We start from the raw sequence: 22,248 nt of genomic DNA on the forward strand, positions 1-22,248 counted from the left end.
TCGCTTCACCGCTGAGCAGTAATGCTCAGCAGTGTTCAGCGTAAATGTATCAGCTCGGTTGCTGCTGATCAAGGTTTTGCCATCAGCAGTAAACTAACCGGCTCCGACCGCCCCCCTCAATCCCCTCGTATACGGGGGGCAGGGGGGCCGGGGGGCAAGTCTTCCAAGGCAATAGGACTGTTGGTTGCCTGCGCCCTACAAACAATCGCTTTGGAGAGGCAGTGATTCACCCAAGCCTGAGAGCGTCTCTCCCTGCCAGACAGCCGCTGAGCGACCGAAGTACACGCGCCCTTGTCATTCGACTCTCCGCAAACACCGGAGCGCACCCTGCATTGCACAGTTTCTCGGATGCCACCCCGCCACTGTCCTCAACGACCTCAAGCGAGGGCAACAGCGTTGCTGCGATGGGCTTGCGGACGGCAAAGCACTTGGCGCTCCCCCAAAAGTTACCTCTGGGGTGAAGGCTTACCTTGTCACCCTGCCTGCCGAAAACTGCATCTAGGCAGCCACGCAACTGCAAGTGCATCTCTTCACACTCACCCGACACTTGAAGCAGCTCTACGGCGCCGCTGTTGAGGCCCAGATCCTGGGGCAGTTGCGCCAGCAGCTCGACTCGGCTGCTGCAAGGGAGGAGGCGGCTCTATGCCGAAGCTGTAGCCCACCTGGCGCACAGTGTGAATGAGGCGGGGTTGGTGCGGATCGCGCTCCAGTTTCTTGCGCAGGGAGAGGATGTGGGTATCGATGGTGCGGGGGTTGGCGGTGGAATCGGGCCAAGCCCGCTCCAGCAGCTCCTGCCGCGAGAGAGGATCTCCATCGGCCTGGATCAGCACCATCAGCAAGCTAAACTCCTGCGGGGTGAGGTCGATGCCTTGGCCGGCCAGGGTGACGCGCCGCTGCACCAGGTCGATTTTCAGATCCCCATACTGCAGGAAGGTGGGGGGAAGGCTGCGCCGCAGCCGACGGGTCAGGGCCTGAATGTGAGCATCCAGAAGGGGCAGACTAAGGGGCTTGGTGAGGTAGTCGTCTGCGCCTGCCTTCAGCCAAGCGATGATGTCGGCTTCCGCTTCCTGTTGGGAGAGGAGCAAGATCAACACATCGCAATGGCGATGCGCCCACCGGCATAGTTGGAGTCCGGCACGGCTGGACAGCTCCGCATCCAAAATTAAGAGGTGGACAGGCTGCTGTTGCAGCAGGGTTTTGGCTTGGCGAATGGTCTCCGCTTCCCAAACCCGGTGCCGTGCCTGTTGCAGATGCCAACCCAGCAAGCTGCGCAGATGAGGGTTGCCTTCTGCCAGCAAGATGTGCAAAGGTTGCATGGCTACTAGGTTGGATCCCGCCCTCATCATAGACAGCGGGCCACCTTCGGACAATGTTGTTCGCCCGCTACCGGTTGGACAGCCCTCTATCCAGACCATGGCCGATTCTCCATCCCCTATCTCCGAACGTAAGCAGGATCACCTGGACATTGTTTTGCGGCAGGACGTAAACGCCAGAGGGATCCGCACCGGATTTGAGCGGTTTTTCTTCGAGCACGTGGCGCTGCCGGAGCTGCTGCTGCCCGAGATCGATCTCAGTTGCCAGTTTCTGGGAAAACGCCTGCAGGCCCCTCTGCTGATTAGCAGCATGACCGGGGGGACAGACACTGCCCGGGAGCTAAACCTGTACCTGGCGGCTGCCGCTCAAGAGCTGGGCATTGCCATGGGGGTGGGATCCCAGCGGGCAGCTTTAGAACACCCGGAGCTGGCCCAGACTTACCAGGTGCGCCCAGTGGCTCCGGATATTCTGCTTTTGGCCAACCTGGGCGCTGTGCAGCTCAACTACGGCTATGGCCTGGAGCAGGCGCGACGGGCAGTGGAGATGATCGAGGCAGATGCGCTGATTTTGCACCTCAACCCGCTGCAGGAGGCGGTTCAGCCCCAGGGGGATCCCGACTGGCGCAACCTCTATCGCCGCATCGAGCAGTTGGTGAACCAGTTGCCGGTGCCGGTGCTGGTCAAGGAAGTGGGCAATGGCCTCAGCGCCCAAGTAGCTCGGCGGCTGGCCGAGTGTGGCGTGGCCGCCCTAGATGTGGCTGGGGCAGGGGGGACGAGCTGGAGCGAGGTGGAAGCCCATCGCCAGACCGATCCCCTCCAGAAACGCATTGCCCACAGCTTCCGGGACTGGGGGATCCCAACCGCCTTGGCCCTGCTGGAAATCCGCCGCTTCCTGCCCAACCTGCCCCTGGTGGCCAGCGGCGGCATCCGCACCGGCATCGATGCAGCCAAAGCCATCCGCTTAGGGGCCGATGTGGTCGGCATGGCCGCTCCCGCTCTCCACGCCGTCTCCCGAGGGCGGGCCCAGGCGGTGGTGGACAGCTTCCGAGCCGTGATCGAGGAGCTGAGGATCGCCGCTTTTTGCACCGGATCGGCCAACTTGGCGCAGCTACGGCAAGCGGCTTTGCGCTGGCAAGATACCTGGGATCCGCTGCCTCCTATCATGGAAAGGGGTTGAAATCAAATTCCCAACACCTGCCACAGGCTCACCTCCAACCCCAGGACGGCCGCCCCTGCCGCACTTGCTTGCAGCTCACAGGCTACGGCGTCGGGCCTCGGGGCGATAGTTCTCCGCAAGGAGACCCCCTCTTTCCCTGGCAAAAAAGTGCCTCTGGAAAGGCTTGGCAAAGGATATCTCCAGCCTCAGGCTTTGAAACGCCGTCTGCGAGGCCTGGGCGGTCTTGGGATCCCTTAGCTGGGGGCTGCCCCAGGAAGCCTTTAGGGAAAGTGCAACTGTCGGCTAATGCGCACCATAGGCCCCAGGCCCAATCGGGTCGGGTTGAGCGCCTGCATCTCAAACAGGGCCAGAATGTGGCGTACCTGCAGCTCTGGCCGGTTGGAATTTACCCCCATCGCCACCACCAGGCCACAATAGCCGCCCGTCTCGCGGCAACGCCGCTCCCAGCGCCTGCGAGCTTTGGCGTGCACGGGATCGTCCTCGGGAAACTCTGCAAACAGGTGCAGGTCGCGGTTGCCCGTTTGGACAATTTCCAAGTCGTAGCGGCTGCCGGCAAAGGGATCCACCCCTGTGTTAAAACAAACACCCTGGGGCCCCCCTTCGCCGCGCAGGTTTTCGATCAATTGCTTGGCCTTGGGGCGGGAGGTGCGCACGATCACCACCGGCAGCCCTTCACCCCTTGGCACCAGCTTACTCTGGGGGAGAGGATGCCATTGCCCTGTGCGGCGCAGCGCCTCTACGGTGGCCCAGGGCAGCACGCCCAGGCTAAGCTGCGCACCCTCAGGCACCAGATCATCTCGCAGCAGGGTTTGGGTGTGCTCTTCTTCGTCTCCTTCTAGCTCCAGAAGTTCTACAGCCAAGTCGGGCAAGGTGCGCACTTGCACCGAGAGGGTTTCCCCTGGGGCCTGGGGGTTGGGAATGCGATACCGCCCCTGACAGGGTTGGAAATCCTCTTCCAGCTTGCGGCGGTACTGCTTCAAAAAACGATGCAAGGCCTCCAAAGCCACCGCCACAGCCGCCGCCTCATCTTCCTGCAAAACAACGCGCAGGCCCTCGAGAGGGTGGATGGTGCCGAAGTTCGGCTCGATTTCTTCGGGATCCAGATCGGCCAAGTCCAGGTCTGATAGCTCGTTGAGTTCGGGATTGCGAGCTTGAAAGGTGAGATAGAGACAATCTTGCCTGAGGAAGGCTTCCTCCATCTCCTCGGAAGTCTCTGGTTGGCCCGCGTCCTGGCGAAACCGTTTGAGGGAGTGCAGCGAGCGATAAAAAAGAACCCCGTACTCCATCCCCAGCCGCCCCATGACCGAGACGTAGAGGGTTTCAATATCCCAGCGATTTAGCTCGATCGCCAAGATTTGGTGATCCTCTAGATAGTCCCAGGGGGCATCTTGCCAGAGGGTGAGGGCTTTGCCGGCCAGCAGCTTCGCGTAGTTCTCCGGCAGCGGCGGCGGGATCCCCTCACTGGCCTCTGCAAAGCTCTGCAGGATCTCGTCGATTAGCGGCAATTCCGGCTGGCATTCCACTTTGATGTCCAGCTCGTGCAAAATGCCGCGCAGGAAAAACTGCACCTCCCGATCCCGCACGACGACCTTTTGCGGACGAGCCGGCAAGGCAGCATTGGGCCGCTCCATAGCCATGATCAAGGTTCGCACCATCGGCTCCAAGCCGGAGCCAGCAGGCACCACCTCCATGGCCCGCACCACGCCCTGAACGCCATCCACCCATAAAATGCACTCCCCCTCAGCCAAGCCGGCGGAGATCTGGGATCCCAGGGCTAGCGAACCTGGTAGGCGGTGGCAATCCCCTTCCCATACCGAGGACACCTGGGGCAGCTTTTGCAATCGACGAACTGTAGCGGCTGGCAGACCCGACATAGACATCTAGAGCAAACAAAGGAACAAATTGGCAGATACCCTGCGCGGGGATCTGAGGGGGTGAGGATGAAGGATCCCCCTGAAGTCAATCTAACCAAACTGCCAGAGTCAAAGCTGAGTGACTGAGCCGCCTGCCAAGCTGATGGTCAGACTCGAACTGACGACCGCTCGATTACAAGTCGAGTGCTCTACCAACTGAGCTACATCAGCAATTTAGCTCTACCGATTCTAGCATTCTCTCTTGGGAAGTTGTCCCCCAGCCGCTGGCTTGCTTCGGGGGGCAAGAGGCGGGGGATGCTTTCTTGACCCAGAGGCCCACCCCCCTCCCAGAGGGAGAGGGGAAGGGAGCTTAGCCTCAACTTGGCAGGACGGCTACTGCTGCTCCGCTGCCGGTTGGGCAATGGGGGCCAAGTAGATCACCAAGGCTCCTGCGAGAAAGCCCAGGATGTTGCGCACCAGCGGGAGCCAATCCTGGGTGCGGGTGATCACCGGGCCGATGCCGAAGGCCCCAAACAAAATGAACCACAAGGGAGAGATAAGCAAAGCCCAACGCCAGTTAAACAGCTCCTCCGCGTGGCGGGGTTTGCCGGCAAACCCGAAGACGATCCCGCCCAAGATAGAGGTGAGCAGCGTCAGGATCCACTGCTCCTGCGGCAGTCCGGGCACCACACGGCAGCCCCCTTGGTGAAAACAGCGATCCAAAACGTCAACGGTTTCCAAAATGGCGCGCTGAGTGCCGTGCTCTCGCACGTAGAACTGGTTGCCGAAGCGAGATTGCAGCTCAATCCAAAAGGTACGCGGCAGGATCTCCCGCACCGCGTCTCCCACGTTAAAGGCCAGCAAGTTGCCTCCCCTGGGATCGGCCACCATCAAAACGCTGCGCTCGTTCAGGCCCCAGTACTCTTTCACTTGGCGGCCTGGGGTTTGGTCAAACTGGGTCAGCACCCGCAGCTTCCAGCCCGTTTCTTCCTCCAACCGGTTCAGATGCTCGGCCAGTTGTGCTTCCTGATTGCTGGTCAACTGATCCGCCAAATCCAAAACCGGCACCGGCGGCTGCGGCAACTCCATCTCCACCACTGGCAAAGCAGGCTGGGCCCAGAGCGGGGATCCCCCACCTAGCCAAATCCACAGCCCCAGGCAAAAGCTTGCCCCGACGCGCAGTATCCGTTGCCATCCGATGCTCATGCTGGTTCCTCTCTTGGCTGTGATGACGAGATACTGAGAACTGGTGTTAAGAAGTATTTCAAGTTCTTACAGATCCATCATGCATCGGGACAAATCGTTTGGCCAGAGGGATCCCTTTTTCTGGGTTTTCTGAGTGGCCCCCGAAAAAGTTGGCAACAGGAACAGGCTCGTGACGCAGCGTGCTGATTTTCTGGTCAATTGCCCATCCAGAGGGCATACTGGTGGCAACAATTTTGGATCCCGAGGGCGTGCATGATGAACTTCAGACGCTGGTTGGGTCTCTGCTGCGCTGGCCTGATGGCACTGCTGCTGACGGCCTGCGGCAAGGGATCCACCCCCTACGACAGCATCGTGGTCAACTTTGTCAACACGGCCACTCCCACTGAGATCGCTGCTCTTGCCAAAGCCTACAATTTGCCGCTGCGACCCAGCAGCAACAGCGCTTTTGCCCGCCAGGAGGCTATCTACCTGTTCGATGTGGATGCGGAACATCCAGGAGCCACACGGCGGCTCATCAAACGGCTCTCGCGGGAAGCCCTGGTCGAGTATGCCCACCCCAATTACCAATTTCAGGCGGCTTTTGTGCCCGACGATCCCCTCTATCCCCAGCAATGGAACCTGCGAGCCATCCGCATGCCGGAAGCCTGGGACATTTCCCAGGGAGAAGGGGTGACGGTAGCCGTGGTGGACACCGGGGTGACGCGGGTGCCGGATCTGGCCCAAACGCAATTTGTGCAGGGCTACGACTTCGTGGACGACGATGAGGATCCCACCGACCTCAACGGCCATGGCACTCATGTGGCCGGCACCATCGCCCAATCCACCAACAACACCCTAGGCGTGGCCGGGGTTGCCTTCAAGGCCAAGATCATGCCGGTGCGGGTGCTGGATGCCAATGGTTTTGGATCCCTGTCAGACGTGGTGGAAGGGATCCGCTATGCTGCCGACCACGGCGCCACGATCATCAACCTCAGCCTGGGTAGCCGCGCTTCGGCCCGACTGATGGAGGAGGCCGTAGCCTATGCCCACAGCAAAGGGGTGACGATCATCGCCGCCGCCGGCAACGAAAACTCAAGCCAGGTGAGCTACCCGGCCCGCTACCCGCATGTCATCGCCGTCTCGGCCACCGGGCCCGATGGCAGCAAAGCCCCCTACTCCAACTATGGGGTTGGGGTAGATATCGCCGCTCCCGGCGGGGCCAAGACTCCCGAGCATCCTGAGCACGGCATTCTGCAGCAGACCATCAACCGACGCAACCCCAACGAGCCGGTCTTTGCCTACTTCCAAGGCACCAGCATGGCCACTCCCCACGTGGCCGGCGTAGCAGCGCTGATCCAGGCTCAGGGCATCAAAGATCCGGACAAGGTGGAAGAGGTGCTGAAGATGTCGGCCACCCCGGTGCCCGGCGACAAGCAGAACTTCTACGGCGCCGGTCGTCTGGATGCTGCCAAGGCGCTGGCCAGGGCCACCGGTCAGCAAGAGGAGAACCCCCTGCTGCTGTGGCTGAAGGACTTCCTGCAATACCTGAACAACAACGGCTACCTCAACCCTCGCTTCTGGTTTGACGGCGGCCCGATTGCCCTGGTGCCCAAGCTGCTGATGGTGGTGGGCGGCTACATCATCCTGGTGCTGATCCGCTGGTGGCTGGCTCCCAAGCCCATGCTGGCAACGGCGCCCCTCCTGGGAGGGATCCTGCTGGGCAGCGCCGGCCTCTTCCCGCTGCAGGGCCTGGCCATTGTGGGTGCCCCTCGCTGGCCCTTCCAATTGGCGGGGAGCTCCCTGCCGGAGCTGGGCACGGCCTTAGCCCAGACCAATGCCTTGAACCCCTTGTTTGCCAGCGTGTTGATCCCAGGGCTGTTGATGGTGCTGCTCCTGGGACATCGGCGCTGGCGTTGGGCGGTTGTCGGCCTCTCCATCGGCATGGCCTCCCATCTGCTTCTAGCTGGATCCCTGTTCTATGAGGGGGTACTATGGCTTGGATCCTCTGCTTGGCTGGGGCGCTCCTTCTTGCTTCTCAATGGTTTGCTCTGCCTGGGCCTGGCCTATTTGGGGGCGCAAGCCATCCTGGATTCCCAGCCCAGCAGCACCGGTTTAGCGCTGAGGAAGTGATGCAAGAATACAGCGGTACCATCGAGTTCCTGGATATCGAAGGGGGGGTGTGGGTGCTGACGCTCCCTTCCGGCCAGCACTACGCCCTCTTCCGCGCCCCCAAAGAGCTCTTACAAGAGGGGTTGGAAGTCACCATCCAGGGACAGCTCAAAGAAGATATGGTGACGGTGGCTCAGGTGGGGCCGGTCTTGGAGGTGAAGAGCTTCCGGACGCAGCCCTAGCTAACCCGATAAACAGCCTGGGATCCCCGCCTGGGGATCCCGATTTTTTTAGAGAGCTTGCTGCGGCTGCAAGGCAGCACCCGCCTTGATTGAAAGCTTGACTAAAACTCGAACCGTTGCATCCCTGCCGTTACCGGATCGAAACCGGCGGGGAAGCAGGTGTTGTGGTTGTACTGGGCTCCGCTTAAATTGGCTCCCGCCAAACAGGCTCCCTCCAGGTCGGCATAGCGCAGATCGGCACAGCGCAAGTCGGCATTGGCCAGATTGCTGCCGCGCAGGTTGGCATAGCGCAGGTTGGCCCCATGCAAGTCAGACCCGCGCAGGTCGGCCCGGCGCAGATCGACCCCCCGCAAGAAGGCGTACTCCAGACAAGATTGGGGAAAGTGACGCTCTCCTTGCCGGTAACGGCTGAGCAGATCTGAGGCCCCCCGCAGCCCACATTGGGCAATGGTTTGAGTCATAATGCTTCTCCCAACTCAGACCCGATCCTTATATCTCCATCATCTCTACCCTTATTGGCCTGAATGGGTTTTGATCAAAGTTGCTTAACAAATAATTTTGGTTTTTTGGCAAGTTGTTCCCCCCAAGTCTTGCCTACAAGATCTATCCTCAGAGATAGCGGAAACTGCTTCAAACTTAGCTTTGCCAAGCAATATTTCTTAATTCTTTGTTGTGAAGGATGCTGAACAATTGGTCTTGTCTGCGGAGCCGCTCGCCCACTGCAAACTCTGCTAGGCATCTTGGTCCCAAGGGCTGGACATAATCAATCCAGCCGTCGCCTTCCCTTCTCTGCGGTTGGTCAAGCGCCCCATGGCTACAGCTTGCTAGGGCCCAGGGCCCGCTGTAAGCCACTTGCAGGAGTAGAGTCTAGTCGGCTCGAAACTGCGGAGCGAAGAAGTTCTTAATTTTTTTGTTCAAACTGTTCATCCTAGAGCACCATGCCGAAACGGAAGCGAATTGGGATCCTCACCAGCGGTGGCGATTGTGGCGGCCTCAACGCCGTCATCCGGGCGGTGGTGCGGCGGGCCCGCGACTATGACATGGAGGTTTACGGCATCAAAAACGCGACCGCAGGTCTGATGGCGCGACCGGTGGAAGCGGAGCTGCTGGACGTGAAGCGGGTTTCGGGCATTTTGCGCTATGGCGGCACCATTCTGGGTACGGTGAACAGGGGCAACCCCTTCGCCTATCCCATGCCCGATGGCAGCTTGGTGGATCGCTCGGCAGAGGTGATCACGGGTTACCACCGGCTGGGGTTGGATGCGCTCATTGGGGTGGGGGGAGATGGCAGCCTGGCCATTCTCCGGCAGCTAGCTTTGCAGGGGGATTGGAACTTTGTCGGGATCCCTAAGACCATCGACAACGATGTCGGCGCCACCGAGTATTCCGTGGGATTCAATACGGCTCTGAGCGTGGCGGTGCAGGCTCTGGATCAGCTCACCTACACGGCCATCAGCCACAGCCGCGTCATGGTCATGGAGGTGATGGGGCGGGATGCCGGTCACATTGCCCTCAGCGCTGGCATCGCCGGGGGGGCGCATGTGATCCTGATCCCGGAGATCCCCTACAAGCTGGAAAACGTCTGCAAAAGAATCCTCGACCGCAAAGAGCGGGGCAACAATTTCAGCATTGTGGTGGTGGCGGAGGCTGTTCGCACCGAGTCGGGAGAGCCGGTGACCTACACCAACAGCCTGGGGCAGTCTCTCTACGGCGGTATTGGCTATTACATCGGCAACGAGATCGCGCTGCGCACCGGCATCGAGACGCGGGTGATGGTTTTGGGCCATCTGCAGCGGGGAGGCACCCCTTCTCCTTTGGATCGTCTGCTGGGGGCAGCTTTTGGGGTGTCGGCTGTGGACTTGATCGCCCAGGGCAAGTACGACCGCATGGTGGCCTGGCAAAATCGGCGCGTGGTGGATGTGCCCCTGGCAGAGGCCATCGCCCAGTACCGGCGGGTGGAGGTGGATGGGGCTTTGATCGCCACGGCTATCGGGCTGAATACCTATGTGGGCGAGGTGGATCCGCAGCTTTTGCGCAGGTTTTCCCCCTGATCAAGCTCTGCCACCACCGATTCACCCCAGTCAGGAGTCGGGCTCTTGTGCGGTCGAAAGGGCCTTGCCCTCCCATCGGCCGACAGAGCGGCAGAAGGTTCTGGAAGAACAGCGGGATCCCATGGCCCGGCGAGCCGTCCCCAGCTATCGGGATGCGGGGTCTAGGTGCCGAGAACGGCCTGCAGAGCCCCCACATCGCAGTAGTACACCTGGTGCGGGTGGGTATATCCCTTGAGCTGAACCGCCTGCTGCGCAAAGCAGGTAGCTGCCTGTCCCAGTTGTTGCGCCAAGCAGGTATAGGTGTCGTGGCTGATGGCCAAGTCGGCGTTGAGGGTGCGGGTAACACTCTCGATGCGAAAGGCCAAATTGACCGTATCGCCCAGGGCGGTGTATTCCTGGCGGGTGTTGTTGCCCACCTGGCGCACAATGGCCGAGCCGGTGTTGACGCCCGCCCCCAGGCGCAGGGGAGAAGGCAGCGGAAACTCGCCGTTCAGTTGCTCGGTCATCTGAAACAGCTTCACCATGGCCCGCAAAACCGACTTCACGTCGAGCTCGATCCCCACTTGTTCAGCTTGTAAGGGATCCTCATTGGCCTGGGGCGCATGAAACCAGACGGCCATGATCGCGTCGCCGATGTACTTATCGACAGTGCCGCCGTACTGCTGAATGATATCTCCGCCGCGCCGGAACCAATCGCCCATCACCTGGGAGAGGAGGCGCTCGTCCAGTTGCTGGGTCAGTTGTCCGTAGCCGCGCACATCCACCACGGCCACCGAGATCAGCCAGCGGGTTTGCAAAACCAGGGTGTCCGACAGTTTGGCCGCAGGACTGGGTTCTGGGCTGGCCAGGGATCCGCTGTGGAACTCCAGCTGGGATTGTCCAAGGGTGAGGTGATCCCCATCCTGCAGCAGGGTGGGAATGCTGACGCGGCGATTGTTGACAAACGAGCCGTTGCGGCTGCCCAGATCGATGAGATAGATGCTGTTGTTGTCCAGGTATTGCAGCAGGGCATGTTGGCGGGAAACGCTGGGATCGGTCAGGACGATGGCGTTGTCTTCATCGCGGCCCAGCGTCCAAGCGGTCGCTCCGGCGAGAATGTACTTCCTCTGGCTGCCGTCCGGCTCTCTCAGGATCACATAGGGGGCGGTGGTGGCGGCAGGTTCGCCTGGGACGCTCATGGTAGAACGAGAGGTAGATGCGACCACACTCTAATACGATACTCCTCTTCTCCTCGGTTGAACTGCGGCTGGGCTGGGCTTGGCGGGGGGCTGGGCCTGCCAGTATCATTTTGTGTAGATACATTAAGGCCATATGGTGGATCCCTCCCATCCCATTCCTGCTGAGCAACAGCCGCTGCGGCAGTATGCAGAGCTGAGGGAGTCTTTTCCTTTTTCCTGGCCCGCTTTGGAGTGGATCCCCTATCTCAAGCGAATCTTCGCCGTTTGGGGGGTGGTCGTGCTGGCGGTTTCGCCGCTGGTCTGGGGCAGCTTTGCCGGGGATTGGGGCCACTTCGTCTCTGGGTCTGTGCTGGGGGCCAATGCCTTGCTCAGCCTGGTGTTGCTCCACCTCTACTTGGGATGGGCCTATGTGCGGCGGCGCTTGGTGCAGGCGCGGATCCCCTATGAAGAAAGTGGCTGGTACGATGGGGCGATCTACGCGAAATCGGACGAGGAGCTGGCGCAGCATCGGCTGATCGTCCACTATCAAATCGACCCTGTGTTGCAGCGCCTGCGACGTAGCTTGTGGGCTGTGGCCGGCCTGAGCGGGCTGATGGCTTTGCTTTGGCCCCTCTGGTAGAGATTGTCGGGCGGTGGTTAATCAGCTGTTGTTCGGGATCCCAAGCGGTGCACGTAACTTCTGACCTGGCTCAAACCTTGCGACCCACCGCCGTTGCCATCGGGAACTTCGATGGCTTGCACCTGGGCCATCAGAAAGTGCTGCAGCCCATTCGCGACTCCCTGCAGGGGGTGCGCACGGTTCTCACCTTTCATCCTCACCCCCAAGAAGTATTGACGGGGCGCAGGCAACTGTTGCTCACTCCCCCTGCCGAAAAGCTGGCTCTGCTGGCGCAGATGGGTTTTGAGCAGGTGGTGTTGCTCCCCTTCACTCCTGCCTTTGCCCGCCAGCCGCCCCAAGAGTTTATCCAAACAGTACTGGAACAGGGCTTGCGCGTTCGCCATCTCAGCGTCGGCTGGGATTTCTGCTTTGGCCACCGTCGCTCGGGCAATGCCCAAACTCTCCAGGCTTGGGGATCCGAGCGCTGCATTCCGGTGGAGGTGATCCCGGAGGCGCAACTGAAGGGGGAGCGGGTGAGCAGCTCTCGCATTCGCGCTGCCCTGGCTACGGGGGAGGTGGCGGCGGCAACGGAGCTCTTGGGCCGTCCCTACCGGCTGATCGGAGAGGTGGTGCCAGGGGATCGGCGAGGCCGAGAGCTGGGTTTTCCCACCGCCAATCTGCGCCTGCCGCCGGAGAAGTTTTTGCCCCGCGACGGGGTGTACAGCGTTTGGGTGAATGTGCCTGCTGAGGCGGCAGCCCTGCCTGGGGTGATGAACATTGGCCATCGGCCCACGTTTGCCGGGCTGCAGCACACCGTTGAGGTGCATCTGCTGGATTGGACAGGCGATCTCTACGGGCAAGAGGTGCAGGTGGCGCTGCAAGGCTTTATCCGCCCAGAGCGGCGGTTTCCCAGTGTGGCAGACTTAATCCAGCAGATCCGGCAGGATTGCCAAACGGCCCGCCAACAATTGGGCTTGGCCGAGCAAGTTGGCCTAGTCTAGAGGCCCTCCCCCTCGGCCCCTCTCCCAATCCCAAAAGGAGAGGGGGGCTAGGACGGGCCAAGCAGGGATCCCCACAACAAGGCTATCGCTTCCGACCATTCCACCGTAGCTCCGTAGGTGTCCCCTGTGTGCCCTCCCAACTGGCGGTAGAGCCAATAGCCCACGGCCAGGGCTCCCAGGGCGGATCCCAGCGTCCAAAGCAGCAAAGGCCGCCAAGCCAGGAGCCCGGCCCAGCCCACCCCCCCGCTGATGGCCAGCAACAGCAGCGTGCCCGGCCACAGGGATCCCGGCAGGGAAGTGGAGTCTTTGAGGAAGCGGGCGGATCCCTGGTCGCGCAGATAGGGGTATAGGACAATGGCGAGCAACTGGCCCCAGCGCCCCCAGGCCGGCACCAAGAGCAAGAGAGGCCAGACCTGCAGGCTGCTCAGGGCAGCAAATTTCAGCAGCAACACCAGCACCAAGGCGAGCACCCCATAGGCCCCGGTGTGGCTGTCCCTCATCACCTGCAGGCGGCGGGATAGCCCGTTGACGGCTGGCCGTTCCGCGTCGGCAAAGCTTTTGGGGACGTTGACCGCCAACCCATCGGCAGTGTCAGCCACCCCATCCAGGTGCAGCCCGCCGGTTAACAGCACCCACAGAGCCACGAGCAAAGCTGCTCGCACCGGCGGCGGGAAAATCTGCAGCAAAAGCGCCGCCAGGGTGAGGATCCCGCCCAACAGCAGGCCCACCGCCGGCAGCCAGGCGGCAATGCCCTCAAACTGTAGCCCGCCCGCCCGCCCCAAAGGCAAGGCAGTGTAGAAGGTCAGGGCTGCCCAGAAGCGCCGCAATTGTTCAGGACGCTCAAAACAACGTTGATCAGCTAAGAATCATCCCGAAGGGTTCGCTCCACCACAATGGTCAGCTTGGCCACCAGAGCCCCGATCGCTCCCACAGCCGCCAACACCGGGAACAGAGCCGCCCCCAACACCCCTGCCGCCACGCCTACGCCCAGAGGGATCTCGATCAGCGTCTGCCCTTCGGCATTTTTGATCAGAATGCGGCGAACATTGGCCTCCTCGATCAGCTCGCGAATTTTGGCCAACAGCTCGTCCCCGCTGATCTTAAACTCCTCCACGTGGTACTCCACCTGGGCCGGAGGTACATCCTTGGCCTCTATGTCGGCCTTCTCAGGAAAGTTGGGATCCGGCGTCTCATTGGGGTTCATGCTGAAGAGGCTCCACACGTCGGTTGGCAGCGGCAACTGAGTCCATCCTAAGACCGGATCCTAGCGGATGTACTCTTTCAACACACTGTTGCGATTGGGGTGGCGCAGCTTGCGCAGCGCCTTGGCCTCGATCTGCCGGATCCGCTCGCGGGTCACATTGAAGATCTGGCCGATCTCCTCCAGGGTTTTCATGCGGCCATCGTCTAGGCCGTAGCGCAGCTTCAACACATCCCGCTCGCGGGGGGTAAGAGTTTCCAGCACGCTTTCCAGATCCTCTCGGAGCAAAACCTTGGCCACCCGCTCCTCGGGGGTTTCCCCTTCCGACTCGATGAAGTCGCCCAGCCGCGAATCCTCTTCTTTACCGATGGGAGTCTCCAGAGAGATGGGAAGCTGAGCCGACTTGGCGATGAAGCGCAACTTCTCGATGGTAATCTCCATGCGGGTGGCGATCTCCTCTTCGGTCGGCCTGCGGCCCAGCTCCTGAGAAAGCTGCTTGGTGACCTTCTTGATGCGGGAGATGGTCTCGTAAAGGTGAACCGGCAGGCGAATGGTGCGCGATTGGTCGGCAATGGCGCGGGTGATGGCCTGGCGAATCCACCAAGTGGCATAGGTGGAAAACTTGTAGCCCTTCTCGTGGTCAAACTTTTCCGCTGCCCGGATCAGACCTAGGGATCCCTCTTGGATGAGATCCTGAAACGACAGGCCCCGGTTCATGTATTTCTTGGCAATGGAGACCACCAGCCGCAGATTGGACTGCACCATCTTTTCTTTGGCCCGTCGCCCCCGATGCAAGCGCCGCCGGAATTCGGGCAGGGACATCTTCACTTCTTCTGCCCACAGCGTCTCCGGTACCTCCTCTGGGTCGGACCAGAGGCCCATACGCTGGAAAACGGCCTCGCGAGCCCGCTCTAGCTCCAGCAGGTCGGCAATTTTGCGGGCTAGCTCAATTTCTTCATCTGCCCGCAACAGGCGGATACGCCCGATTTCCTGCAAATAGACGCGGATGGAGTCATCGGTGTAGGGTTTTTTCTTGCTGGCCGCTTTGCGCTTGGAACGGCCCTTGGCAGCGGCGGCAGCAGCATCGGCATCCTCCTCGAGGGACTCTTCGTCGTCCTCATCATCCTCATCAAAAGCATCAGTGTCACTGGCATCCAGTTCCGTCTCGAGGGGATCCACCTCATTGTCCGCATCCAGAGGGATGGAGGATGAACTTTCCAGATCCGGTTCGAGAAGAGCCGTATGACCAGACTGCACCAATTCCTTTGCTTGAGCCATGCTGAGTTCCTCGTAACTTTAATCACAGACAACTGGAGGAGACTAAGGGGTTCTAGGCCCTGAAATGAGGGAAGCAGGTTCCAACTTTGCTGCGGCCCCTGACGCCAGATGGAGGGAGTCAAGTTCCGCAGACCCAAACCCCACTTGCGCCGGGCAAGCTCGCCCGCTTCTAGGCAACCGATCGCTCAGGCCAATCTCGAAGCAGATATCGCTCATAGGGTTTAACCGAACTGGCGCAAAACCCGTTTTGATGGGTAAAACCTCCTGAGATCTCGAAAGGCAAGTCTTTGGCTTTGCCTATCCCCTGGCACAATCCAGGCCACTTACTGAGAGGGCAGGATATTCAGCACCTCAATCACCCCAACCTATAAGGAGAAGAGCGCATTGCAGCCGCCAGCAAGCGACCTTGAGGAAGATCCCTGCAGGCAACTGTAGCCGTTCACACCAAAATGTCTTCCCTAAATTAGCCCGCCCTTGGGGAAACAGCAACGGGGCAGACGAAGAAAATCTTAACTTCACCCCACCCCGTCCCGGCTCTGAGATCCTGGTCTAGGGGATCCCTGGGTTGGCCTAGTCCGGGGAAGTGGCTCAATGCTACCTTAAATCAGACTACCTTAAAAGGAAAGGATCCCTGCCAGCGCCGCACCGCCTATGACCCATCCCTTCCTGCAGCATCTCCAGGAACGTGTGATCGTCTTCGACGGGGCAATGGGATCCTCTCTGCAAGCCCAGAACCTGACGGCAGCGGATTTTAGCGGGCCGGAGCTAGAAGGCTGCAACGAGATCCTGGTGCTGAGCAAGCCGGAGGCGGTGGAGCGGGTACACCGGGGCTTTCTGGAGGTGGGGGCCGATGTCATCGAGACCGATACTTTTGGCGCCACCTCGATCGTCTTGGCCGAGTACGGGATCGCGGAAAAAGCCTACGAGCTGAACGTGGCGGCAGCGCGCCTGGCCAAGCGGCTGGCGGCGGAGTTTTCGACGCCGGAAAAGCCTCGCTTTGTGGCCGGCTCCATCGGCCCCACCACCAAGCTGCCCACCCTAGGGCACATCGGTTTTGACGAGATGCGGGCCAGCTACGCCGAGCAGGTGCGGGGCCTGATCGACGGGGGGGTGGATCTCCTCATCATCGAGACCTGTCAAGATATCCTGCAGACCAAGGCGGCGCTGGTGGCCGTGCAGCAGGAGTTTGCCCGGCGCGGGATCCGCCTGCCGCTGGTGGTGTCTCTGACCTTTGAGGTGCAGGGGACGATGCTGGTGGGCACGGAGATCGGGGCGGCGCTGGCCATCCTGGAGCCCTACCCCATCGATGTGCTGGGCCTCAACTGCGCCACCGGGCCGGACAAGATGGCTGAGCACATCCGCTACCTCTCCCGCCATTCTCCCTTTCCCATCTCCTGCATCCCCAACGCCGGCCTGCCGGAAAACATCGGCGGCAAGGCCCACTACAAGCTCACGCCGGAGCAGTTGCGCTTCCACCTGGAGCACTTTGTGCGGGATCTGGGGGTGGCGGTGGTGGGGGGCTGCTGCGGCACCCGCCCGGATCACATCGCCGCTTTGGTGGAGGCTGTGCGGGGGCTGCGGCCCAAACGCCGCTCCGTCGAGCGCATCCAGGCTGCCGCTTCCATCTATGCCCCTCAGCCCTACCTGCAGGAGAACTCTTTTTTGATCATCGGCGAGCGGCTCAACGCCAGCGGCTCCAAGAAGATGCGGGAGCTGCTGAATGCCGAAGATTGGGACGGCCTGGTGGCCCTGGCGCGGGAGCAGGTGCGGGAGGGATCCCACATCTTGGATGTCAACGTGGACTATGTGGGCCGGGACGGGGTGCGGGATATGCGGGAGCTGGTCTCGCGGCTGGTGACCCAGATACCCATTCCCCTGATGCTGGATTCCACCGACTGGCAGAAGATGGAGGCCGGCCTCAAGGTGGCCGGGGGCAAGTGCCTGCTCAACTCCACCAACTACGAGGATGGGGAAGAGCGCTTCTTCAAGGTGCTGGAGCTGGCCAAGACCTACGGCGCGGGGGTGGTCATCGGCACCATCGACGAGGAGGGCATGGCCCGCACCGCCGAGAAGAAGTTCCAGATTGCCGAGCGGGCCTATCGCCAGGCCGTTGAGTACGGGATCCCGCCCTACGAGATTTTCTTTGACCCGCTGGCTTTGCCCATCTCCACCGGCATCGAGGAAGACCGGGCCAACGGGGCGGCTACCCTGGAGGCCATCCGCCGCATCCGCCAGGCTTTTCCTGAGGCCCACATTCTCTTGGGCATCTCCAACATCTCCTTTGGGCTCTCGCCGGCAGCCCGCGTGGTCTTGAACTCGGTGTTTTTGCACGAGTGCCGCCAGGCCGGCCTGGATGCCGCCATCGTCAGCGCCGCCAAGATCCTGCCCCTGAGCAAGATCCCGGAAGAACAGCAGCAGGTGTGCCGGGATCTGATCTGGGATCGGCGCCAGTTCAACGCTGAGGGCATCTGCACCTACGATCCCCTGGCGCGGCTGACGGAGCTGTTTGCGGGGGTTTCCGGGCAGGAGCTGCGGGCGACCGGATCCCTGGCCAAACTGCCCTTGGAGGAGCGGCTGCGGCGGCACATCATCGACGGCGAGCGCATCGGCCTGGAGGAGACCCTGGCAGAGGCGCTGCAGAAATACCCCCCCCTGGAGATCATCAACACCTTTTTGCTAGACGGCATGAAGGAGGTGGGGGAGCTTTTTGGCGCTGGCAAAATGCAACTGCCCTTTGTGCTGCAGTCGGCAGAAACCATGAAGGCGGCGGTGAAATACCTGGAGCCCTTCATGGAAAAAGTAGGCGGGGAGGTGTGCAAAGGCACCTTCTTGATCGCCACCGTCAAGGGGGATGTCCACGACATCGGCAAAAACCTGGTGGACATCATCCTCACCAACAACGGCTACAAGGTCATCAATTTGGGCATCAAGCAGCCGGTGGAAAACATCATCGAGGCCTACGAAAAGTACAAGCCCGACTGCATTGCCATGAGCGGCCTGTTGGTGAAATCCACCGCCTTTATGAAAGAGAATCTGGAGGTGTTTAACGAGCGGGGCATTACCGTGCCGGTGATCTTGGGAGGGGCGGCCCTCACCCGCCGCTTTGTGGAAGAAGACTGCCGCCAGACCTACAAGGGCCAAGTCATCTACGGCCGCGACGCCTTTGCCGACCTGCACTTTATGGATCGGCTGATGCAGGCCAAGGCGGCCGGGCGCTGGGATGACCGGCTGGGTTTTCTGGATAACTTCGAGCTGGGATCCCGCTCTGACAACCGCCAGAGGAGAGCTGCGGCAGCCGTGGAGGAAAGGGATCCCACCTTGCCGGCTCCAGAGGTGACCGTGGGCGCCGCTCCTGCCCCTGCTGTCTCGGCTGGCGACGGCGGGGCAGACACCCGTCGTTCCGAGGCGGTTACCCTCGATACCGAGCGGCCCATCCCCCCCTTCTGGGGATCCCAAGTTCTCGAGCCGGATCAGATCCCCTGGCCGGAGGTCTTCTTCTACATCGACAAGCAGGCCCTGGTGGCCGGCCAGTGGCAGATCCGCAAGCCGCGCGACCAGTCGGCGGAGGAGTTTGCCCAGTTTCTCGCCACCCAGGTGGAGCCGGTGATCGAGCGCTGGAAGGAGCGGATTGTTACCGAGGACTTGCTGCGCCCGCAGGTGGTTTATGGCTACTTCCCGGCGCAGGCGGAAGGGAATACGGTGATCCTCTTCGACCCGGCCAGCTTCCCCGAGCTGTTTGCTCTAGAGCCCGGCTCCACCACCTATTTGCAATTGCCCACCGTCGATCGCCCTCGGCTTTCTCCCCAGGTGCGGGAGCTGGCCCGCTTCACCTTCCCCCGCCAGAAGAGCGGCCAGCGCCTCTGCATTGCCGACTTCTTCGCCGACCGCTCCACCGGCCTGGTGGACGTCTTCCCCATGCAGGCAGTTACAGTGGGGCCAGAGGCCACGGCCTACGCCCAGCACCTCTTTGCCGAGGGCCAGTACACCGACTATCTCTATTTCCACGGCCTGGCCGTCACCCTGGCAGAGGCCTTGGCGGAGTGGTGCCATGCCCGCATCCGGCGGGAGCTGGGCTTTGGCGGCGAGGACAGCCCCGACATCCGCCAGATCCTGCACCAGGGCTACCGCGGCTCCCGCTACAGCTTCGGCTATCCCGCCTGCCCCAACATCGCCGATCAGCGAGTTTTGTTGGAGCTGCTCCAGACGGAGCGCATCGGCCTGAGGATGGACGAAAGCGACCAGTTGGATCCTGAGCAGTCCACCACCGCCATCGTCGCCTACCACCCGGCGGCCCGCTATTTCAATACTTGATCCCTCACCCCCGGCCCCTCTCCCTAGAGGAGCGGCTGAGCAGGGGAAAGCCCATCACGGCAACCAAGGTTATCGCGACGATCACGGTGGAGAGGGCGTTGATCTCCGGCGTCACCCCTCGCCGCGCCGTGCTGTAGATCAAAATGGGCAGGGTCTGGCTTTCGGGCCCGCTGGTGAAAAAGGAGATCACAAAATCGTCGATGGAGAGGGTAAAGGCCAGCAGCGCCGCGGCCAGGATCCCTGGCATGGCCAGCGGCAGTGTGACGTAGCGCAGCTTCTGCCAGGTGTTGGCGTAGAGGTCGTAGGCGGCTTCCTCCAAAGCCGGATCCAAAAGCTGCAGGCGGCTGCGCACCACGATGGCCACAAAGGCAATCTGAAAGGTGATGTGGGCAATCACCATCGTCCCCAGGCCCAGCTCAAACCAGCCGGTGTAGGCGCGCACCAACTGGTAAAACAACAGCAGGGTAATGGCCATCACAATGTCGGGGACGACCACCGGCAACAGCAGCAGTCCCTGCACAGCCTTCTGGCCGGGGAAGCGGTAGCGGTACAGCCCATAGCCCAAAAGGGATCCCAGCAGCGTGCTCACCAGGGTGCTGACTCCAGCCAAGACAAGGGTATTTTGCGTGGCCTGCCAGATCGCAGCATTGCGAAAGAGAGCCCAGTACCAATCGAAGGTAAAGCCTGTCCACACCAACCCGAAGCGGGCGCGGTTAAAGGAATAGACAGCAATGAGCAAAATCGGCAGGTAGAGAAAGCCATAGATGGCATAGCTCACTCCCCGCAGCCAGATGGGTATCTTCGCCACTCCCCTTCCTGCCCTCCCAGGGATCTGCCGGAAAAAGCGGCCGCGCTGCCAGCCTACCTCCCTCCAAGTCTATAGCTCGCTGCCTATGGCAAGATGTAGCAAAACTGTATGCTGCCTGCCGCTCCCCTCTCCCTTTGGCGGGGGGGGCCGAGGCAGCCGAAATGCCGAGGGGGTTCTCTGTCTGCCTGCCTAAGAAGCTCGGCATGAGGGCGGTTTCTTAGTCTAAATCCGGGAAAGCCACCTTGCCTAAAGGGAGGAGTCGGCGTCCCTTAGTCCAGCTTTGGGCTCAAGCTCTCCAGAAACTCTCGAATCAAGGGCAGCACCTGCTCCGCATGCAGGGCGGGGATGGCGTGTCCAGCACCGGGCAGGATCTTGAGCTGGGCTCCAGGGATCCCCTCCGCATAGGCTTGGCAATGCCAGAGGGGAATGGTGTCGTCCCGCTCAGCGGCAACTACTAGGGTGGGAACCTGAATGGCATGAAGCTGACGTTCGACCGTATCGACGGTAGCTTGGGGGCGCAGGCGCTGGCGGAGAAATTGGCGGGCCACCGGCTGTTGGCGCAGGGATCCCCGCAGCCACAGCAGCCAAGCCAGTCGCTCCTCCCAACGTCCCCAACGGGCCAGGGGGATGGCGGCTCGCAGCAGCCTATCAACCCACGCGCCCTCCCGGAGCAAAAGCCGCATGTGCCGGTAGCGTTTGACAAAGCTGTCGTCGCGGATCCCGGCAGGCGCCAGTAAGACCAACCCCCGCAGGGGGTAACGAATGGCGTAGGCCGCCGCCACCCAGCCGCCAAAAGAGTGGCCCACCAACACCGGCTCAGGCAGGCGCAGCGCCTCGACAAACCCGCGCACAAACTCTACCTCCACGGCGATGTCGTAGCGCAGAGCCGGTTGGCTGGACTGACCAAACCCCAGCAAATCCAGGGCGATGCAGCGGTATCGGTCGCCCAACCCTTGCATCAGCGGCCACCAATTGGCGTGAGTGGCCATGAAGCCGTGCAAAAACAGCAGCGGCATCTCGCCTTGCCCCAGCTCCCGATAGGCGGCCCAGCAGGACTCTGCTCCCGCCAGATTTAATCCCTCCAACTGCACCCTGTGCAGCGGGATCTCTTGAATGCGGGCCCTCAACTCCGCCAGACGCTGCGCCAAGGGCAGTCGTTCCAGTAGCTCTTGCTCCCTCATCAGCTCCCTAGTCGACGAATACAGCTTTTTCCACTTCTAAGGGATCCCCTCCGCTCTCTCCGAGCTGGTCGGAAAAAGCTGCCATTCAAGCGAGCAACTGTAAGTGGGGAGGGGGAGTTTTCAGCCAGTCTTGGCAGCTCAGCAGCCCCTCGCGAAAGCGGGTGGCCGCCTGCGATTGATAGCGCTCCGGGTTAAACGCCAGCCAAAGGGTGCGCCGTATCTGCAGCCCTTCCACCGCCAGCTTTTTCAGCCGCCCTTGCTCCAAGTCGGAGCCCACCGCCACCATCGACAAAAAAGCCACCCCCAAGCCAGCCTGGACGGCATTCTTGATTGCCTCAATCGAGCTGAGTTCCAGCCGTACATTTAGCTGGCCCGGGTTGATGCCGTGGCGATTCAGCACCCGGTCGATGGTCTGCCGCGTGGAAGACTGGGGATCCAGGGTAATGAAGGGCAAAGTCAACAGATCCACAAGGGCGGGAGCATCGAGGGCACAGCTGGGGGCGCCGACCAACACGTATTCGTCTTCCGCCAGAGCAATCACCTTCAAATGCCGCTGTAAGTCAAAGGGGATCTCCCCGCCGACAATGGCCAGATCCAGCCGACCCTCCACCAGCTTCTGGGCAATTCGCCGTGTGGATTGCACCAAGAGCTGCACCGAAATCTGGGGATAGCTGCGGTGATACTGCGCGATCAAAGAGGGCATGACGTAGGTGCCCACCGTTTGGCTGGCCCCCAAAACCAAGTGCCCCCCTCCCATCTCTT

Annotated in this window: 18 protein-coding genes and 1 tRNA gene; 7 read left to right on the forward strand and 12 right to left on the reverse strand. The window is 61.2% G+C overall.

The genetic code is table 11. The annotated features are described in order from the left end of the window. Positions 1-536: 536 nt before the first annotated feature. Positions 537-1,316 carry a response regulator transcription factor gene (locus NW846_RS10625; RefSeq protein ID WP_414515950.1) on the reverse strand — a complete coding sequence of 260 codons (780 nt, stop codon included), beginning with the start codon at positions 1,314-1,316 and terminating at the stop codon, positions 537-539. A gap of 97 nt (positions 1,317-1,413) precedes the next feature. On the opposite strand from NW846_RS10625, the gene fni reads away from it, so the two are divergent. Further along, positions 1,414-2,490: a type 2 isopentenyl-diphosphate Delta-isomerase gene (fni, locus tag NW846_RS10630; protein ID WP_041438548.1), complete on the forward strand. Its 1,077-nt coding sequence runs from the start codon at positions 1,414-1,416 to the stop codon at positions 2,488-2,490. Positions 2,491-2,750: 260 nt separating this feature from the next. Here the strand turns inward: fni and NW846_RS10635 are convergent, their stop codons facing one another. From NW846_RS10635 to NW846_RS10645, 3 genes are all read right to left on the reverse strand, one after another. Further along, a complete protein-coding gene (locus tag NW846_RS10635; protein WP_011431195.1) occupies positions 2,751-4,364 on the reverse strand; it encodes a DUF6930 domain-containing protein in 1,614 nt (537 codons plus the stop codon). Positions 4,365-4,501: 137 nt separating this feature from the next. Next, a tRNA-Thr gene (locus tag NW846_RS10640) sits at positions 4,502-4,574 on the reverse strand. 162 nt (positions 4,575-4,736) lie between these two features. Beyond that, the gene (locus tag NW846_RS10645) at positions 4,737-5,432 is read right to left on the reverse strand and encodes a TPM domain-containing protein (RefSeq protein ID WP_011431197.1); all 696 of its coding nucleotides are present in this window, start codon (positions 5,430-5,432) and stop codon (positions 4,737-4,739) included. A 369-nt stretch (positions 5,433-5,801) separates the two neighbouring features. On the opposite strand from NW846_RS10645, the gene NW846_RS10650 reads away from it, so the two are divergent. Both NW846_RS10650 and NW846_RS10655 read left to right on the forward strand, forming a co-directional pair. Continuing rightward, the gene (locus NW846_RS10650) at positions 5,802-7,658 is read left to right on the forward strand and encodes a S8 family serine peptidase (RefSeq protein ID WP_011431199.1); all 1,857 of its coding nucleotides are present in this window, start codon (positions 5,802-5,804) and stop codon (positions 7,656-7,658) included. Further along, entirely contained in the window at positions 7,658-7,879 is a 222-nt protein-coding gene (locus NW846_RS10655; RefSeq protein ID WP_011431200.1) for a hypothetical protein, read from the forward strand. The genes NW846_RS10650 and NW846_RS10655 overlap by 1 nt, the downstream gene beginning before the upstream one ends. A 101-nt stretch (positions 7,880-7,980) precedes the next feature. On the opposite strand, the gene NW846_RS10660 is transcribed toward NW846_RS10655, so the two are convergent. Further along, a complete protein-coding gene (locus tag NW846_RS10660) occupies positions 7,981-8,340 on the reverse strand; it encodes a pentapeptide repeat-containing protein (protein WP_414347034.1) in 360 nt (119 codons plus the stop codon). 477 nt (positions 8,341-8,817) lie between these two features. On the opposite strand from NW846_RS10660, the gene NW846_RS10665 reads away from it, so the two are divergent. Beyond that, complete coding sequence (locus tag NW846_RS10665; RefSeq protein ID WP_414347035.1) at positions 8,818-9,930, forward strand: ATP-dependent 6-phosphofructokinase; 1,113 nt, start codon at positions 8,818-8,820, stop codon at positions 9,928-9,930. A gap of 161 nt (positions 9,931-10,091) precedes the next feature. On the opposite strand, the gene NW846_RS10670 is transcribed toward NW846_RS10665, so the two are convergent. Continuing rightward, positions 10,092-11,108 carry an adenylate/guanylate cyclase domain-containing protein gene (locus NW846_RS10670; protein ID WP_011431202.1) on the reverse strand — a complete coding sequence of 339 codons (1,017 nt, stop codon included), beginning with the start codon at positions 11,106-11,108 and terminating at the stop codon, positions 10,092-10,094. Between the two features lie 133 nt (positions 11,109-11,241). On the opposite strand from NW846_RS10670, the gene NW846_RS10675 reads away from it, so the two are divergent. Together NW846_RS10675 and NW846_RS10680 are read left to right on the forward strand one after the other, a co-directional pair. Continuing rightward, entirely contained in the window at positions 11,242-11,727 is a 486-nt protein-coding gene (locus tag NW846_RS10675) for a CGLD27 family protein (RefSeq protein ID WP_099812843.1), read from the forward strand. A 47-nt stretch (positions 11,728-11,774) separates the two neighbouring features. Continuing rightward, positions 11,775-12,707, forward strand: a complete 933-nt coding sequence (locus tag NW846_RS10680) for a bifunctional riboflavin kinase/FAD synthetase (protein WP_011431204.1) — start codon at positions 11,775-11,777, stop codon at positions 12,705-12,707. A gap of 47 nt (positions 12,708-12,754) precedes the next feature. Here NW846_RS10680 and cobS read toward each other — a convergent pair whose 3' ends face one another. The 3 genes from cobS to rpoD are packed head-to-tail and all read right to left on the reverse strand — an operon-like array spanning position 12,755 to position 15,186. Then, positions 12,755-13,534: an adenosylcobinamide-GDP ribazoletransferase gene (gene cobS / locus NW846_RS10685; RefSeq protein ID WP_011431205.1), complete on the reverse strand. Its 780-nt coding sequence runs from the start codon at positions 13,532-13,534 to the stop codon at positions 12,755-12,757. A gap of 32 nt (positions 13,535-13,566) precedes the next feature. Further along, positions 13,567-13,947: a DUF4342 domain-containing protein gene (locus NW846_RS10690; protein ID WP_228375312.1), complete on the reverse strand. Its 381-nt coding sequence runs from the start codon at positions 13,945-13,947 to the stop codon at positions 13,567-13,569. 24 nt (positions 13,948-13,971) lie between these two features. After that, entirely contained in the window at positions 13,972-15,186 is a 1,215-nt protein-coding gene (rpoD, locus tag NW846_RS10695; protein WP_011431207.1) for an RNA polymerase sigma factor RpoD, read from the reverse strand. A 651-nt stretch (positions 15,187-15,837) separates the two neighbouring features. Here rpoD and metH point away from each other — a divergent pair. Then, a complete protein-coding gene (gene metH / locus NW846_RS10700) occupies positions 15,838-19,497 on the forward strand; it encodes a methionine synthase (RefSeq protein ID WP_414515953.1) in 3,660 nt (1,219 codons plus the stop codon). Between the two features lie 4 nt (positions 19,498-19,501). On the opposite strand, the gene NW846_RS10705 is transcribed toward metH, so the two are convergent. The 3 genes from NW846_RS10705 to NW846_RS10715 all read right to left on the reverse strand — a co-directional run. Then, the gene (locus NW846_RS10705) at positions 19,502-20,305 is read right to left on the reverse strand and encodes an ABC transporter permease (protein WP_206336834.1); all 804 of its coding nucleotides are present in this window, start codon (positions 20,303-20,305) and stop codon (positions 19,502-19,504) included. A gap of 269 nt (positions 20,306-20,574) precedes the next feature. Beyond that, positions 20,575-21,486 carry an alpha/beta fold hydrolase gene (locus NW846_RS10710; protein WP_414347000.1) on the reverse strand — a complete coding sequence of 304 codons (912 nt, stop codon included), beginning with the start codon at positions 21,484-21,486 and terminating at the stop codon, positions 20,575-20,577. A gap of 85 nt (positions 21,487-21,571) precedes the next feature. Next, positions 21,572-22,248, reverse strand: a 677-nt coding sequence (locus tag NW846_RS10715; protein ID WP_414515955.1) for a LysR substrate-binding domain-containing protein, incomplete at its 5' end; no start/stop codon positions are given.

The sequence above is a fragment of the Synechococcus sp. W60.3 genome (genome assembly GCF_047502615.1).
GTDB lineage: Bacteria > Cyanobacteriota > Cyanobacteriia > Thermostichales > Thermostichaceae > Thermostichus.